The organism is Dyella sp., assembly GCF_035508675.1.
GTDB lineage: Bacteria > Pseudomonadota > Gammaproteobacteria > Xanthomonadales > Rhodanobacteraceae > Dyella_B.
In genome coordinates this window covers 1-12877 of record NZ_DATJMN010000341.1, presented here as the reverse complement: position 1 = coordinate 12877, position 12877 = coordinate 1, and the positions used below count along the sequence as shown (strand labels likewise).

Annotated in this window: 13 protein-coding genes and 2 pseudogenes; 3 read left to right on the top strand and 12 right to left on the bottom strand. The window is 63.5% G+C overall.

What is annotated here, in order from left to right; translation table 11 throughout:
- The 6 genes and pseudogenes from VMA74_RS18160 to VMA74_RS18135 all read right to left on the bottom strand — a co-directional run.
- Positions 1-603, bottom strand: a pseudogene (locus VMA74_RS18160) (hypothetical protein); the annotation flags it as partial.
- 116 nt (positions 604-719) lie between these two features.
- Positions 720-1187 carry a GNAT family N-acetyltransferase gene (locus tag VMA74_RS18155; protein ID WP_325369523.1) on the bottom strand — a complete coding sequence of 156 codons (468 nt, stop codon included), beginning with the start codon at positions 1185-1187 and terminating at the stop codon, positions 720-722.
- 43 nt (positions 1188-1230) lie between these two features.
- Positions 1231-1701 carry a 23S rRNA (pseudouridine(1915)-N(3))-methyltransferase RlmH gene (rlmH, locus tag VMA74_RS18150; protein WP_325369521.1) on the bottom strand — a complete coding sequence of 157 codons (471 nt, stop codon included), beginning with the start codon at positions 1699-1701 and terminating at the stop codon, positions 1231-1233.
- 278 nt (positions 1702-1979) lie between these two features.
- On the bottom strand, positions 1980-2369 hold the full coding sequence (gene rsfS / locus VMA74_RS18145) for a ribosome silencing factor (RefSeq protein WP_188794745.1): 390 nt from the start codon (positions 2367-2369) through the stop codon (positions 1980-1982).
- Positions 2370-2456: 87 nt separating this feature from the next.
- A complete protein-coding gene (locus VMA74_RS18140) occupies positions 2457-3119 on the bottom strand; it encodes an NrsF family protein (RefSeq protein WP_325369517.1) in 663 nt (220 codons plus the stop codon).
- A gap of 6 nt (positions 3120-3125) precedes the next feature.
- Positions 3126-3650, bottom strand: coding sequence for an RNA polymerase sigma factor (locus VMA74_RS18135; protein WP_325369528.1), 525 nt, complete (start codon positions 3648-3650; stop codon positions 3126-3128).
- A gap of 317 nt (positions 3651-3967) precedes the next feature.
- Here VMA74_RS18135 and VMA74_RS18130 point away from each other — a divergent pair, with 317 nt between their 5' ends.
- The 3 genes from VMA74_RS18130 to msrB (VMA74_RS18120) all read left to right on the top strand — a co-directional run bounded on the left by VMA74_RS18130 (position 3968) and on the right by msrB (VMA74_RS18120) (position 6748).
- A complete protein-coding gene (locus tag VMA74_RS18130) occupies positions 3968-5692 on the top strand; it encodes a cytochrome c biogenesis protein DipZ (protein WP_325369515.1) in 1725 nt (574 codons plus the stop codon).
- 20 nt (positions 5693-5712) lie between these two features.
- Positions 5713-6339: a peptide-methionine (R)-S-oxide reductase MsrB gene (gene msrB, locus VMA74_RS18125; protein ID WP_325369513.1), complete on the top strand. Its 627-nt coding sequence runs from the start codon at positions 5713-5715 to the stop codon at positions 6337-6339.
- A 160-nt stretch (positions 6340-6499) separates the two neighbouring features.
- Positions 6500-6748: a peptide-methionine (R)-S-oxide reductase MsrB gene (gene msrB / locus VMA74_RS18120; RefSeq protein WP_325369511.1), complete on the top strand. Its 249-nt coding sequence runs from the start codon at positions 6500-6502 to the stop codon at positions 6746-6748.
- A 71-nt stretch (positions 6749-6819) separates the two neighbouring features.
- Here msrB (VMA74_RS18120) and VMA74_RS18115 read toward each other — a convergent pair.
- From VMA74_RS18115 to leuS, 6 genes and pseudogenes are all read right to left on the bottom strand, one after another.
- Positions 6820-7695 (bottom strand): annotated as a pseudogene (locus tag VMA74_RS18115) (endonuclease I family protein); the annotation flags it as partial.
- Between the two features lie 286 nt (positions 7696-7981).
- A complete protein-coding gene (locus tag VMA74_RS21665; protein WP_414649637.1) occupies positions 7982-8113 on the bottom strand; it encodes a hypothetical protein in 132 nt (43 codons plus the stop codon).
- Between the two features lie 114 nt (positions 8114-8227).
- Positions 8228-8893: a nicotinate-nucleotide adenylyltransferase gene (nadD, locus tag VMA74_RS18110; protein WP_325369526.1), complete on the bottom strand. Its 666-nt coding sequence runs from the start codon at positions 8891-8893 to the stop codon at positions 8228-8230.
- Positions 8894-8895: 2 nt separating this feature from the next.
- Positions 8896-9906, bottom strand: coding sequence for a DNA polymerase III subunit delta (holA, locus tag VMA74_RS18105; protein ID WP_325369509.1), 1011 nt, complete (start codon positions 9904-9906; stop codon positions 8896-8898).
- A gap of 21 nt (positions 9907-9927) precedes the next feature.
- Positions 9928-10518, bottom strand: coding sequence for an LPS assembly lipoprotein LptE (gene lptE / locus VMA74_RS18100; RefSeq protein WP_325369507.1), 591 nt, complete (start codon positions 10516-10518; stop codon positions 9928-9930).
- Positions 10519-10522: 4 nt separating this feature from the next.
- Positions 10523-12877: leucine--tRNA ligase (leuS, locus tag VMA74_RS18095; protein WP_325369505.1), on the bottom strand; the 2355-nt coding region annotated here is incomplete at its 5' end.

The following is a 12877-nucleotide window of genomic DNA, read 5'->3' as shown; positions in this document are numbered from 1 at the left end:
TACCTTGCGCGCGAACAGCATGTTTTCGCGTTCGGCAGCAAAATACTTATCGCAGGTAAAACCTGTCTTGTCGTGTTTTTCGTCGATGTCGGCGGCAGTTTCCGGCAGGTTGATGCCTTCCACGCGCCCGTCAAACGCCTTGGCAAGCGCTTGCAACAACTGCTGGTAGCGCTGGCGTACCTGCGGGTTCCATTGCTGGCTTACCCAGCCCTGCGCCTGCGGCACGCCCTCGCCCGGGCGATCGAGCTGCGCAACCAGGCCGCCACGGTAGGCAGGTTCGGTAAGCAGGTAATCGGGAACGTAACGCGCCTCCTTGCTGAAGAAGCGATCCTGGATCTGGATGAACAACGCTTTGTGGAGCGCCGTGGCACGCGTGAGATCGCGTTCTATCTGCGAAAAGTCGTAGCGGCCCTTTTGCGGCTCCAATTGCCGCCAGGTGTAGATGATCTGCGCGCCGTCGATATCCGGCCGCTGCAGCAGGGACGCATGACTATCGAGGTCGTCCCGCCCCAGAAACAGGAAATTCCTGACTTCGCCCGCATGCGCGGCAAAGGACGTCGACAGCGCTGCCAGCGCCAGCAGGAAAACCGTCAACTTGCCCACGCGTTTCATCCTCTGCCTGCACGGATGATGGAGTCTAAAACGCGGGCAATGGTTTCACTGCAGGGCTGCGCCGAAGAACCAGCAGGCATGCGCCGCGCGGCAGGAAGACATCCAGCCTAGGAGGAAGCCGGCTTGGCGAGCGCGAGGCCGTAATCGCAAAAAACGTCATCGCGTTGCCAGCCAAGCGATTCATACAAGGCCTGCGCCGATGCGTTGTTCTGCTCGGTTTGCAACCACAAACGCGCAGCGCCAAGTGCCCGCGCATGCTCGGCCGCGGCACTGAGCAGGGCGCTGGCCACGCCTTGCCTGCGTGCAGACGGCGCCACGAACAGATCATTCAGCAGATAGATACGCGCCGTGCTCACCGATGAAAACAAGGGATACAGCTGCACGAAGCCAAGGCCCGCGCCCTGCTCGTCGTACGCCAGCAGAATGATCGATTCCAGATGCGCAAAACGCTCCGCCAGAAAGGCGCGTGCGCGCGCCGGATCGGCCGCCTGCCGATAGAACTGCCGATAACCGTCGAACAGCGGCACCAGCGTATCGAGATCGTAAATGCTCGCCAGCCGAACCTGAAAGCGCATGGGAACTCCAATGACAATGCAGTGACGGCACGCGCCACCGCCTTCACGCGCGATGGTACGGATGCCCGGCCAGCAAGGTGGTGGCGCGGTAAAGCTGCTCCACCAGCACCAGCCGGACCAGCATATGCGGGAGCGTGAGCGGTCCCAATGACCACTTTTGATCGGCGCGGGCCAACACTTCCGGCGCGTGGCCGTCAGGGCCGCCGATCAGGAAGGCCAGGTCGCGGCCGGCCATGCGCCATTTCGCCAGCTGTTCAGCCAGTTCTTCGCTGGACCAGGTCTTGCCACGGCCATCGAGTGCAATCACATGGATATCGCGTGGCAAGGCGGCGAGGATGGCGGCGCCTTCGTCCTGAACCGCGCGCGCATCGTCGCGGCCTTTGCCGCGTGCGCCAGGCTTCAGTTCGATCAATTCGAGGGGCAAATCGTGGGACAGCCGTTTGCGGTATTCGGCAAACCCTTCTGCAACCCATGCAGGCATGCGTTCGCCGATGGCGATCAGGCGGGCACGCATGCCAGTGAGCCTGCCCCATGCCCTCGCGTAGCCCGCGTTGTTTTTGAGAGGTCGTCAGGTGGTAGTGCGCGGTGCAGCGCCAGACTGGCCGTCTGGTCAAACCGCGCGCTGCCGCCTGGCGGCCTCTCAAAAACAACCCTACGGGCCGGGTCTGTTTGCCCGCATGCCTGCGTCATCACTCTGTTGTGTATCGACATACACGCCCTCGTTCTTCCTTGGCCTGCGCGCAAACAGATCCCGGCGCGGGCCACGCGAGGACATGGGGCAGGCTCATTAACTTAGCCCGTGGCCAGGGCAGCTTCGCCCTCGGCGTCGCGGTCACCCACGGTCCACAGGCGCTCCAGGCCGTAGAACTCGCGAATGCGCGGCAGCATCACGTGCACGATGACGTCGCCCAGATCCACCAGCACCCACTCGGCTTCCTGCTCGCCTTCGACACCCAGCGGCATCACGCCCGCCTGCTTGGCGAACTTGACGACTTCGTCGGCGATGGATTTCACGTGGCGTGCCGAGGTGCCGGAAGCAATCACGAGCAGGTCGGCGATGGAGGTTTTGCCGCGTACATCGATTTCCCTGATGTCCTTGGCCTTGAGATCCTCAAGGGCGGCGATGACGGTCTTGCGCAGGGCGGCCGTGTTGACGGCCTTGGTATGGCGGATGGTGGTCAAGACTTGGGGCCTCTTCGGCGTTTCGGCAGCGCAGAATCGCGCAAGCGCAGTATATCCGCCTTGCCAGGATGGGACGTCAAGCGCTTTCTACGGCCGAGTGCGTGCCCTGGACAGCAAGCGCCCGCCCATCGCCGCATTCACGCCCACCACGATGACCACCGCCAGCGCATGCATCAGCAGATCCGACGCGCTGGCATCAAAGTTATGGAAGATCTCCAGCAGGCTGGCCGAGGCCGCGGCGCTGGCCAGTCCCACCAGCACCGCCGTAAGGACCGGGCGCAACGGACAGGCACGCCGAAGCAGCCAGATCATCAGCACCGACAGCGGGATCGAATAGCTGATGATGAACACCAGGCAGTCATTGGCGCCGTGCAGATCCATGACCGGCATGCCCGGAATGTGGGCTTGCAGGCAGCCCAGTCCGCTGGCGCCGATCCAGAGCAGTGCACTGGGCACCGGTAGCCATGCCCACGCCAGCGGGCGCCCGGGTACCGCCAGCACGAACGAAGCCAGCGCCGCGGTGATAGTGGTGAGCACCGCGCCGCAGGCCGCTACGCCCAGATCGGGCTCCACCACCCAGCGATGCAACATGGTGCGTGCGCCGTGATGCATCAGCAGCACCGCTGCGACCATCGCCACCACCAGCAGCCAGCCGAGCGCACGCCGCCAAGGCGGCAGCAGGCGCCGCACCGGCGTCAGCTCCGCACCGAGCGCGTGGATCAAGGCTTCGTGGCGTGCTACATCAGACATGACGGCTCAGGATTCTCCATGCAAGCGATTGCGCAGCGTTTTCAGTGCGCGATGCAAATTCACTTTCAATGCGCCGGTGTTGCGCCCGGTCTGCACGGCAGCCTCGGCCAGCGAACGCTCCTTCAAGCCGAGCTGTTCCACCGCCTCGCGCTGCCCCGGCGGCAGGGTGTCGATGGCCTTGCGCAGGCGCTGCGCCTCTTGATGGCGCTCGGCGCCGGCACTGGCATCCTCGCGATCGGCATGCGTGTCGAAGGCGAACTCATCGTGCACCTCGCGGTGCTCGCGACGCCCATGGCTGCGCAGCACATCGATGGCGCGGCGCGCGGCGATGGCCGACAGCCATGCATCGTAGGAACGCGTCGGATCGAAGGTATGCCGCACGCGATGCACGGTGAGCAGGGTTTCCTGCACGACGTCATCCAGCGCATCCACTGCTACGCCCTGCCTTCTAGCCACGGCACGGATCAGCGCCACCGAATCGCCCAGCACGCGCGTATAAGCGCGCTGGTCGCCCGCTTGCCCGGCGGCCATCCATGCTGCCCGTTGCCGGTCAGCCTGTTCGCTCGCACTTGGGGTTTCGGTAGGCACGGCTTTGTCGCTATCCAGCCTCCTCGGCGAAGGCTGGCGTAGTAAGACCGATGGGCCTTCAAAGGTCAAGGATGAGGTCGCTGACATGGCCTGCAAGCAATCGGGTTACATCAGCCATTCGCGCGTGATGACGCTTTGGTTACCTGCTCGCGCGCCCGCACTACGCCTGGCCCCTTCAGTCCCGGCAGGCTGCCGGCACCGATGTAACCCAGATACCCGCGCAACGAATAACCCCACAGAACAAGACACACGAGCACGACATGCTTCTACTGATCCTTGCTTTCTTCGGCGGCATCGTCACCATCCTCAGCCCTTGCATCCTGCCCGTGCTGCCGTTCGTGTTTGCACGCGCGGATCGGCCGTTCGCACGCAATGGTTTGCCGATGTTGATCGCCATGGCTGTCACGTTCGCCCTGGTCGCCACGCTGGCGGCAGTGGGCGGCGGTTGGGCCGTGCACGCGAACCAGTACGGGCGCTACGTCGCACTGGTCGTGCTGGCGGTGCTCGGCTTGAGCTTGCTGCTGCCGCGCGTTGCCGAATGGATCAGCCATCCATTCGTGACCCTCGGCAACCGGCTGACCCAAAAAGCGGACGCCAGGCAGGATTCACCATGGTCCGCCGCAGGCCTGGGCGTCGCCACCGGCTTGCTGTGGGCACCGTGCGCCGGCCCCATTCTTGGCCTGCTGCTGACCGGCGCTGCGCTGCAAGGCGCGAGTGCGGAAACCAGCTTGCTGCTGCTCACCTATGCCGCCGGCGCCGCCATGTCGCTCGCGCTGGCCTTGCTGGTTGGCGGGCGCGTGTTCGCGCTGATGAAGCGCTCGCTGGGTGCGGGCGAATGGTTGCGCCGGGCCTTGGGCGTACTGGTACTGACCGGCGTGGCGGCCATCGCCCTGGGCGTGGATACGGGTTGGCTGACGCGCGTTTCGGTGGCCAGCACCGGCGCTATCGAACAAAAGCTGATCGATGCCCTGGGTCCCGCCCCGGCACGCGCCGCGCCAGCACCGAAGGCCGGCGAGCCGCTGCCGGTGGAAGGCGAACTGCCGTCGCTGGCCGGCGCTACGCAATGGTTCAATAGCGCACCGCTGACACCCGCAGCGCTGCGCGGCAAGGTGGTGCTGGTCGACTTCTGGACGTATTCCTGCATCAACTGCATCCGCTCGCTGCCGTACGTGAATGCGTGGGCGCAGAAATACCGCGATCACGGGCTGGTGGTGATCGGTGTGCATGCGCCGGAGTTCGCCTTCGAGAAAGATCCCGCCAACGTCGCCAAGGCGATCAAGGATTTTCACATCACCTATCCCGTGGCGATGGATAACGACTATGCGATCTGGAAGGGTTTCAACAATGAGTATTGGCCGGCGCATTACTTTATCGATGCACACGGCCAGATCCGCGCACACCATTTCGGCGAAGGCGATTATGCGGCCAGCGAGGACGTGATCCGCCGCCTGCTCGCCGACGCGGGTTACACGAATCTGCCCACGGGCTATGTGCAGCCCGGCGCCTCCGGTGCGGAAGCGGCCGGCTCCGGCGATGTGTATCGCTCGCCGGAAACCTACGTGGGCTATGCACGCAGCGAAGGTTTTGCCGGTGGCCCGATTGCGCACGATGACAGCTTCCACTATCGCGCACCGGATACGCTCGCCGCCAATCAATGGGCGCTCGATGGCACCTGGACGGTGCAGCCGCAGCAGGCCACGCTCGACAAACCGGACGGCAGCGTCGTCTATCGTTTCCGCGGCCGCGATCTGCATCTGGTGCTTGGCCCCGGTGAAAACGGCAAGCCGGTGCGCTTCCGCGTCACGCTCGATGGCAAAGCGCCCGGCGCTGATCACGGCGCCGATATCGATGCCGATGGCAACGGCGTCGTCGACGGGCAGCGGCTATATCAGCTGGTGCGCCAGGCGCATGGCACCGGCGAGCGTGTATTCGACATTACTTTCCTCGATCCCGGCGTGCACGTTTACGCATTCACGTTCGGCTGAATCAACCACAGGAGACTGGCATGACAACCGCATTCGACGACAAGGCGATGGACCGCCGGCGATTTCTGTTCGCCTTGTTTGGCGGCGGCGCCGCGGTGGCGCTCGGCGCCGTGACCGCCGCACGCTTGATGGGCCGCAAAGGAGGTAACGCGATGGCAGCAGCAGCACCGTTGGTAACCGCTCCCCCGCAAATCTTGCAGTTGGAGTGCTTTGCCGACGAAGACGGCCGCGACCTTGGCGTGTGCGACGTGCGCAAAATCGTGCTGACGGATGCGGAATGGCAGCAACGCCTTTCTCCCGCGGCGTTCAACGTGCTGCGCCGCGCCGGCACCGAGATGGCGTTCAGCGGTCCGCACGAAAAGCCGAACCACAAAGGCATGTACCGTTGTGCCGGTTGCGACACGGCGCTGTTCAACGCCAACACGCAGTTCGATTCCGGCACCGGCTGGCCGAGCTTCTGGCAACCGATTGCCAAACGCAACGTGATCGAAAGCCGCGACAGCAGCTTCGGCATGGAGCGCACTGCGGTGAGTTGTGCAGGTTGCGACGGCCACCTCGGACATGTGTTCGACGATGGCCCGCCGCCGACAGGGTTGCGTTATTGCATGAATTCGGTGGCGATGCGGTTTGTGGCGTTTGCGAGTTGAGGGTCGCCGGGATCTTCAAATTCGTCATTCCGGCGAACGCTGGAATCCAGTTAAAACATGCCGCAGTCGATGTGATTCGCCGCGCGGGCACCGAGATGGCATTCAGTGCCCGCACGAGAAACCCCATAGCAAGGGCCTCTATCGCTGCTCCGGCTGCGACATGGCATTGTTTGACGCCGCTACACAATTCGATTCCGGCACCGGCTGGCCGAGCTTTCAGCAGTCGATTACCAAGCAGAATGTGATCGAGAGCCGCGATACCGCTTACGGCATGATTCGCATGGCAATGAGCTGTGCCGGTTGCGACAGTCACTTGGGACATGTGTTCGATGATGGTCGACCGCCGACCGGGTTGCGTTATTGCATGAATTCAGTGGCGATGCGGTTTGTGGCGTTTCGGGTGATTTGAACGGTTTCAATAAATACTCCCCTCCAGGTCTATACAAGGGGAGGGTTAGGTAGGACCGTAGCGCCAAACTGCTACCGCGAGGCCGCTGGCCGATGCTCAGTTGGCCGGAGTTGGCAGTTGATCGGCTTGGCCGAGGCGAACAAGACCGGGGTAGCCCATTCGGGGTGGTCGATAAATGGGTTGCGGTTGCCCTGAAATCTGAAAATCACTTCGTTGCGGGCTCGTTCGGCGGCATCTGGCGGATCGGCCTGGTGCCAGTCGATCAGAGTCGACAGCAGGCCCATATAGGCCGGCGAGGCCGAAGTCCTGACGATTTTGCTTCGGTCGTCGGTCAGCTCCAGATCCGGTTCGGACTGGCCGGTAGTTGCGTCCTCGCCACCTTCATAGCGGATCGCCATGTACATCACCGCACGCGCCATGTCGCCCTTGCGGTGGTTCCAGACCTCAAACGAGCCGCCGTTACCGTCTGGCGCACGCACCCAATTGGAACTGCCAGGATAGCCACTACCGCCACCATGGCCGTTGTTGGGCTCGGTGGTGCGCTCACCGCAGTTGCTGTCGCACGTCGCATAGGGCTTGTTGCCACGATCGGCGTTCCAGATCGCGTCGGTCAAGTACAACATGTGGGTATCGGTGTAGGGCGCATTCGGCAGCCCCTTGTCGCCGATGGCGCTGGCAAACCCCAAGGAATTCGGCCAGGTGTGCTCACGGTTGTAAACCAAGCCTCTGCCGCGGCCGGCTCGTTCGCTGACCTTGGCGTAGCTACGGTTGCGGTAGGCATCGAGGATGCGGTCGCTGTTATTGGGGTCTTCGTCGGCGATCTCCAAGATCATCCAGGTATCGATACCCGAGCGACTGCTGTACGGGTAGGCGGTATGATCCTTGATCGTTGCGTGCAGCGAGCAGCGCAGCTGGCTGGGGCTGCTGGTGTTTACTCGCGCGTAGTAGCTTTCCGAGTCCAGACTGGGGGCAGGATCGGTATCGGAGATGCGGTAGCCCGCAAGATCCTCCCCTGCGGTGGCGACCACCTCCCTCGCTTCGTCGGTATTGCTGGCAACGGCATTGCCATCGTGATGCAGTCCATTGATAAGCACATCGGCCTGGGCGAGGTTGGTTGCCAGCACCCATGGACAAACCAGCAACAGCGTCGCCAGCAACCTCATCATACGGCCCCTTCCTTGGATGTATCGCATCACTTGCGATATCGAATACTTCGGCTCCATGCAGATCAGTCTATGTATATGATCGTGCTGACAGATAACCTTCTTCGACTCGATTTTCCCAACGTCTCGCAAGATCATGGAGTGCCTCCTTGAGATGCAGCCGTAATTTGTCGTGTAGATTCTTTCTACAATACTTCGGCATGAACACGACATGGCCTTCGCACCCCCATTTCGTGCGACTTAGGCCCTCATCTCGCTCATCCGGCTTCTACGTTTCGTGTAGCTGGTGGCTCACAAACGAGATTCCCGATGCGCTTCAGGAAGCGTCAAACTGCTGAGAATCGACAATAGCTTCGCGATAAGGCGCCAGCAACGCCGGATCGTCGAACAACCCCGCCGGCAGCAAGTAACGCGGATCACGTCCCGCCGCCAGCAGTTCGCGAATGCGTGTGGCGGAAACTTCCAGCGGCGTCACTGCCAGCTCGATCACCTTCCCTGCGGCTTGCGAACGAATCACTTCCGGATCATCCGTACGCCGCGTCGCCACCGCACGTTCCACTTCGGCAGGAACGCATGCATCGATGCCGGGCCGGTTGATGACGCCGATATGCGTGACGCGGAACAAATCGCGCCAGCGCTGCCAGCTGCGCAAACCGGCAAACGCATCCGCACCAAGCAGCAAGACCAAGGGCCGTTCGCCGACTTCACGACGGAGCTCTTCCAAGGTATCGATGGTGTAGGACGGCCCGCCACGCTCCAATTCGCGCGTATCGAGCGCAAGCCGCGATTGCCCGCGCAAGGCGGCGCGCAGCATCTCTACGCGCTGTGTCGCGCTGGCGGTCGGCGCCGAGCGATGCGGCGGCACGTTGGCCGGCATCAGGCGCACTTCGGCGTCGAGCAGTTCGGAAGCTTCCCAGGCGACGCTGAGGTGGCCGATATGGATCGGGTCGAACGTGCCGCCAAAAAGGGCCAGCGGTTTCATGTTCATACCAGCGCCTGCGCCGCCCTCGGCTCCGCCATCGCAGCAATCAGGCGCTGCGTTTCCAGCCACGCATCGCCGCTCTCGCGTCCCTTCGCGATGCGATCGATCCGCGCCGCGCGCGCCAGGCATTGCATCCAGTGTTCGCGCGACGCACGACGCAAGGCTTTGCGGAACAACTGCTCGCGCGCCGGCCATAAACGCTCGGCGCGCGCCTGCGCGGCAAAGTCGTGTGCATTGGCCAGGCGCAACGCCAGCTGCAGCTGATTCACCAGCCAGCCCATCAGCGCGATCAGCTCGTCGCCTTCGGCCTGCAAACCGTCGAGAATGCGCAGCGCACGCGCGCCTTCGCCGCCCAGTGCGGCATCGGTGAGCTTGAACACGTCATAGCGGGCGCTGTCGGCGACCAGGCTTTCCATCTCGGCCGCATCGATCTTGCCTTGCCCATGCAGCACGGCCAATTTGTCGATTTCCTGCGCGGCGGCGAGCAAGTTGCCCTCCACGCGTTCGGCCAGCAGGGCGGCCGCATCGGCTGTCGCGGTAAGGCCGCGCGAGGCCAGGCGTGCGCCGATCCATGCCGTCCACTCGTTCGGGCGCGGCGCGTTGAAGATCACTACGCAGCCGGCGCTGTCGATCTGCCGGGTCCACGCGCCTTCATGCTTGTTGCTCCACTCCACCGCGGTGATCAGCAAGCTCACGTCCGGCGGCGGATTGGCACAAAACTCGTTGATCGCCTTGGCGCCTTCCACACCCGGGCGTCCGGTGGGCAGGCGCAGATCGAGCAGGCGGCGCGTGGCGAACAGCGACATGCCCGCCGCGGAACGCGCCAGATCATCCCAGTCGAAATGCGCGCCCACATCCAGTACCTGGCGCTCGCTATAGCCGAGCTTTCGCGCTTGTGCGCGCAAGGCATCGGCGGCTTCCAGCACCAGCAGCTCTTCCCCGGCCAGCAGGTAGACGGGACTTAGCTGATCCGCAGCCAGCGCTTTTTGCCACTGGAGGTGATTGAGCGGCATGATCGGCGCCTGCTTCGGGTCTTAGTTGCCGGTCGGCGTCGGCATGTACTGCAGCGGTTGCTGGGTGGTGCTTGCGTTGGCCGGCAGCGGGCCGACCGCTTTCGCCGCCGCGGTCTCGCCGTTCTTCGCCACAGCCTGCAAGCGGAACAGCATGGATTGAATGGCGTCGTCGATCAGGCTGCCCTGGATCTGTTCCATCTGCGATTGCGTACCGACCGGCTGGCTGGCGTCGTAACTGTATTCGCGCTGCAGGTCGATGGATTGTGCGGGCACGATCACCTTGCCGTCCGGATCGGTCGCGGTGAACACCACATGCAAGCGCACCGCGAATTCGGTGACTTGCGCCGCGCCGTTGATGGTGAGTGACTGCACGGTGAAGTTCTGCGCGGGCACATGCAGTTCGGCAATGCCCGGGCCGGCCTTGTCTTCCAGTGTTACGTTGGAAGCGAGCAAGGCGCGCGCCAGCTTACGCTGGAAGTCGCCGCCACCGCCGACCGTGAGGTGCACCCGCTGCATGCCTGCCGGCAAGGCCGCGCTGCCGCGCAGGTGGAAACCGCATGCCGCCAGAACGAGCATGGGCAGCAGCGCAACGATTTTCAGCATGCGGTTCATGTATTCATCCTGCGACGATGTTGACGATCTTGCCAGGCACCACGATCACCTTGCGCACGGTCTGCCCTTCCAGAAAGGCTGCCACATTGGGATGCGCGCGCGCCAGCGCTTCGGCTTCTTCCTTGGGCGTGTTGGCGGCCACCTCGATGGTGCCGCGCAGCTTGCCATTGACCTGCACGGCCAGGGTCAGCGTGTCGCGCACCAGCGCGGCAGGGTCGACCTTCGGCCACGGCTGGTCGTCCAGCACGGCCTGCGGATGGCCCAGGGCTTGCCACAATGCATGACTGACGTGCGGCACCACTGGGTTGAGCAACAGCACCATGGTTTCCAGCGCTTCGTGGCGCACGGCGCGGCCTTGCTCGCTCTGGTCGGAGAACTTGCCGAGCGCGTTGAGCAGTTCCATCAGCGCGGCAATGGCGGTGTTGAAGGCGTGGCGGCGGCCGAAGTCGTCGCTGACCTTCTGGATGGTTTCGTGCAGTTGGCGGCGCAGCGTTTTCTGGCCGGCATCCAGACTGGATGGATCGACCTGCGGGTGATCCGGCTGGCCGACATGCGTAAGCACCTCGCGCCAGAAGCGACGCAGGAAGCGCGCCATGCCTTCCACGCCGGCTTCGTTCCACTCCAACGATTGCTCCGGCGGCGCGGCGAACATGGAGAACAGGCGCACCGTGTCGGCGCCGAATTTCTCCACCATCGCCTGCGGATCGACGCCGTTGTTCTTGGACTTGGACATCTTCTCGGTGCCGCCGATGTGCACCGGCTTGCCGTCGGCCTTTAGCACTGCGCCGATCACGTGCGCTTTTTCGTCGCGCTGGATTTCCACGTCGGCGGGATTGATCCAATCCTTGGAACCATCCGCGTTCTGGCGATAGAACGTCTCGGCAATCACCATGCCCTGGCACAGCAGGTTGGTGGCCGGCTCGTCCGTCTTGACCAGGCCTTCGTCGCGCATCAGCTTGTGATACAGGCGGAAGTACAGCAGATGCAGGATCGCGTGCTCGATGCCGCCGATGTACTGGTCCACCGGCAGCCAGTAGTTGGCGCGTTCGTCCACCAGACCGTTGGCGCCGGGGCTGGTGTAGCGCGCGTAATACCAACTCGATTCCATGAAGGTATCGAAGGTGTCGGTTTCGCGCTCGGCCGCGCCGCCGCATTGCGGGCAGGTGGTCTTGCGCCACGCCGGATCGGCCTTGATCGGCGATTGCACGCCGGAGAAAGCGACATCTTCCGGCAGCACCACCGGCAGCTGCTCTTCCGGCACCGGCAGCGCACCGCAATGCGGGCAGTAGATCACCGGAATCGGGCAGCCCCAGTAGCGCTGGCGGCTTACGCCCCAGTCGCGCAGGCGCCAATTGACGCGACGCTTGCCCTTGCCGGCGGCTTCCAGTTTGGCGGCGATGAAGTCGAACGCTTCGCGGTGGTTCTTGCCGTCCATGTCGCCGGAGTTGATCACGCGCATGTCGGCGCGCGTCTTGTCCGAGTACCACTCTTTCCAGCGCTGCGGATCGTAGCTGGCGTCCTCGCCGCTTACGCTGATGACCTGCTTGATCGGCAAGTCGTACTTGTGCGCGAATTCGAAATCGCGCTCGTCGTGGCCGGGCACGGCCATCACCGCGCCGGTGCCGTAACCCATCAGCACGAAGTTGGCCACCCACACCGGCACTTTGTCGCCGGTGATCGGATGGATCGCGAACAGGCCGGTGGCCATGCCGCGCTTTTCCTGCGTTTCCAGCTCGGCTTCGGAAACGCCGCCGTGGCGCAACTCATCGAGGAACGCAGCCAGCTGCGGATTATTTCCCGCCGCCTTCTGCGCCAGCGGATGTTCGCCTGCGATCGAAACGAAGGTCACGCCCATCAAGGTGTCCGGGCGCGTGGTAAACACCGTCAGCGGCTCCACTTCGCCTTCCACCGCGAACTGGATGTCCACGCCTTCGCTGCGGCCGATCCAGTTGCGCTGCATGGTCTTCACCGCATCCGGCCAGCCGGGCAGCGTGTCCAGGCCATCGAGCAGCTCTTGCGCGTAATCGGTGATCTTCAGGAACCACTGCGGAATCTCGCGCTTTTCCACCGGTGCGCCGGAGCGCCAGCCGCGGCCGTCGATGACTTGCTCATTGGCGAGCACGGTCTGGTCGATCGGATCCCAGTTCACCACCGCGTTCTTGCGATAGGCCAGGCCCTTTTTCATCAGCCGGGTGAACATCAACTGTTCCCAGCGGTAGTAATCGGGACGGCAGGTGGCGAACTCGCGCGACCAGTCGATGGCGTAGCCCAGCGACTTGAGCTGGTCGCGCATGTGGTCGATGTTCTTGTAGGTCCACTTGGCCGGCGCGGTGTTGTTCTTGATCGCGGCGTTTTCCGC

Coding starts and splice junctions, on each gene's coding strand:
- VMA74_RS18155 (WP_325369523.1), bottom strand. CDS start 1,187: ATGCGCTTTCAGGTTCGGCTGGCGAGCATTTACGATCTCGATACGCTG.
- rlmH (WP_325369521.1), bottom strand. CDS start 1,701: ATGCGTGCCCGCCTGATCGCCATCGGCGAACGCATGCCTGCATGGGTT.
- VMA74_RS18140 (WP_325369517.1), bottom strand. CDS start 3,119: ATGTCTGATGTAGCACGCCACGAAGCCTTGATCCACGCGCTCGGTGCG.
- VMA74_RS18135 (WP_325369528.1), bottom strand. CDS start 3,650: ATGGCCGCCGGGCAAGCGGGCGACCAGCGCGCTTATACGCGCGTGCTG.
- VMA74_RS18130 (WP_325369515.1), top strand. CDS start 3,968: ATGCTTCTACTGATCCTTGCTTTCTTCGGCGGCATCGTCACCATCCTC.
- msrB (WP_325369513.1), top strand. CDS start 5,713: ATGACAACCGCATTCGACGACAAGGCGATGGACCGCCGGCGATTTCTG.
- msrB (WP_325369511.1), top strand. CDS start 6,500: ATGGCATTGTTTGACGCCGCTACACAATTCGATTCCGGCACCGGCTGG.
- VMA74_RS21665 (WP_414649637.1), bottom strand. CDS start 8,113: ATGCCGAAGTATTGTAGAAAGAATCTACACGACAAATTACGGCTGCAT.
- nadD (WP_325369526.1), bottom strand. CDS start 8,893: ATGAAACCGCTGGCCCTTTTTGGCGGCACGTTCGACCCGATCCATATC.
- holA (WP_325369509.1), bottom strand. CDS start 9,906: ATGCCGCTCAATCACCTCCAGTGGCAAAAAGCGCTGGCTGCGGATCAG.
- lptE (WP_325369507.1), bottom strand. CDS start 10,518: ATGAACCGCATGCTGAAAATCGTTGCGCTGCTGCCCATGCTCGTTCTG.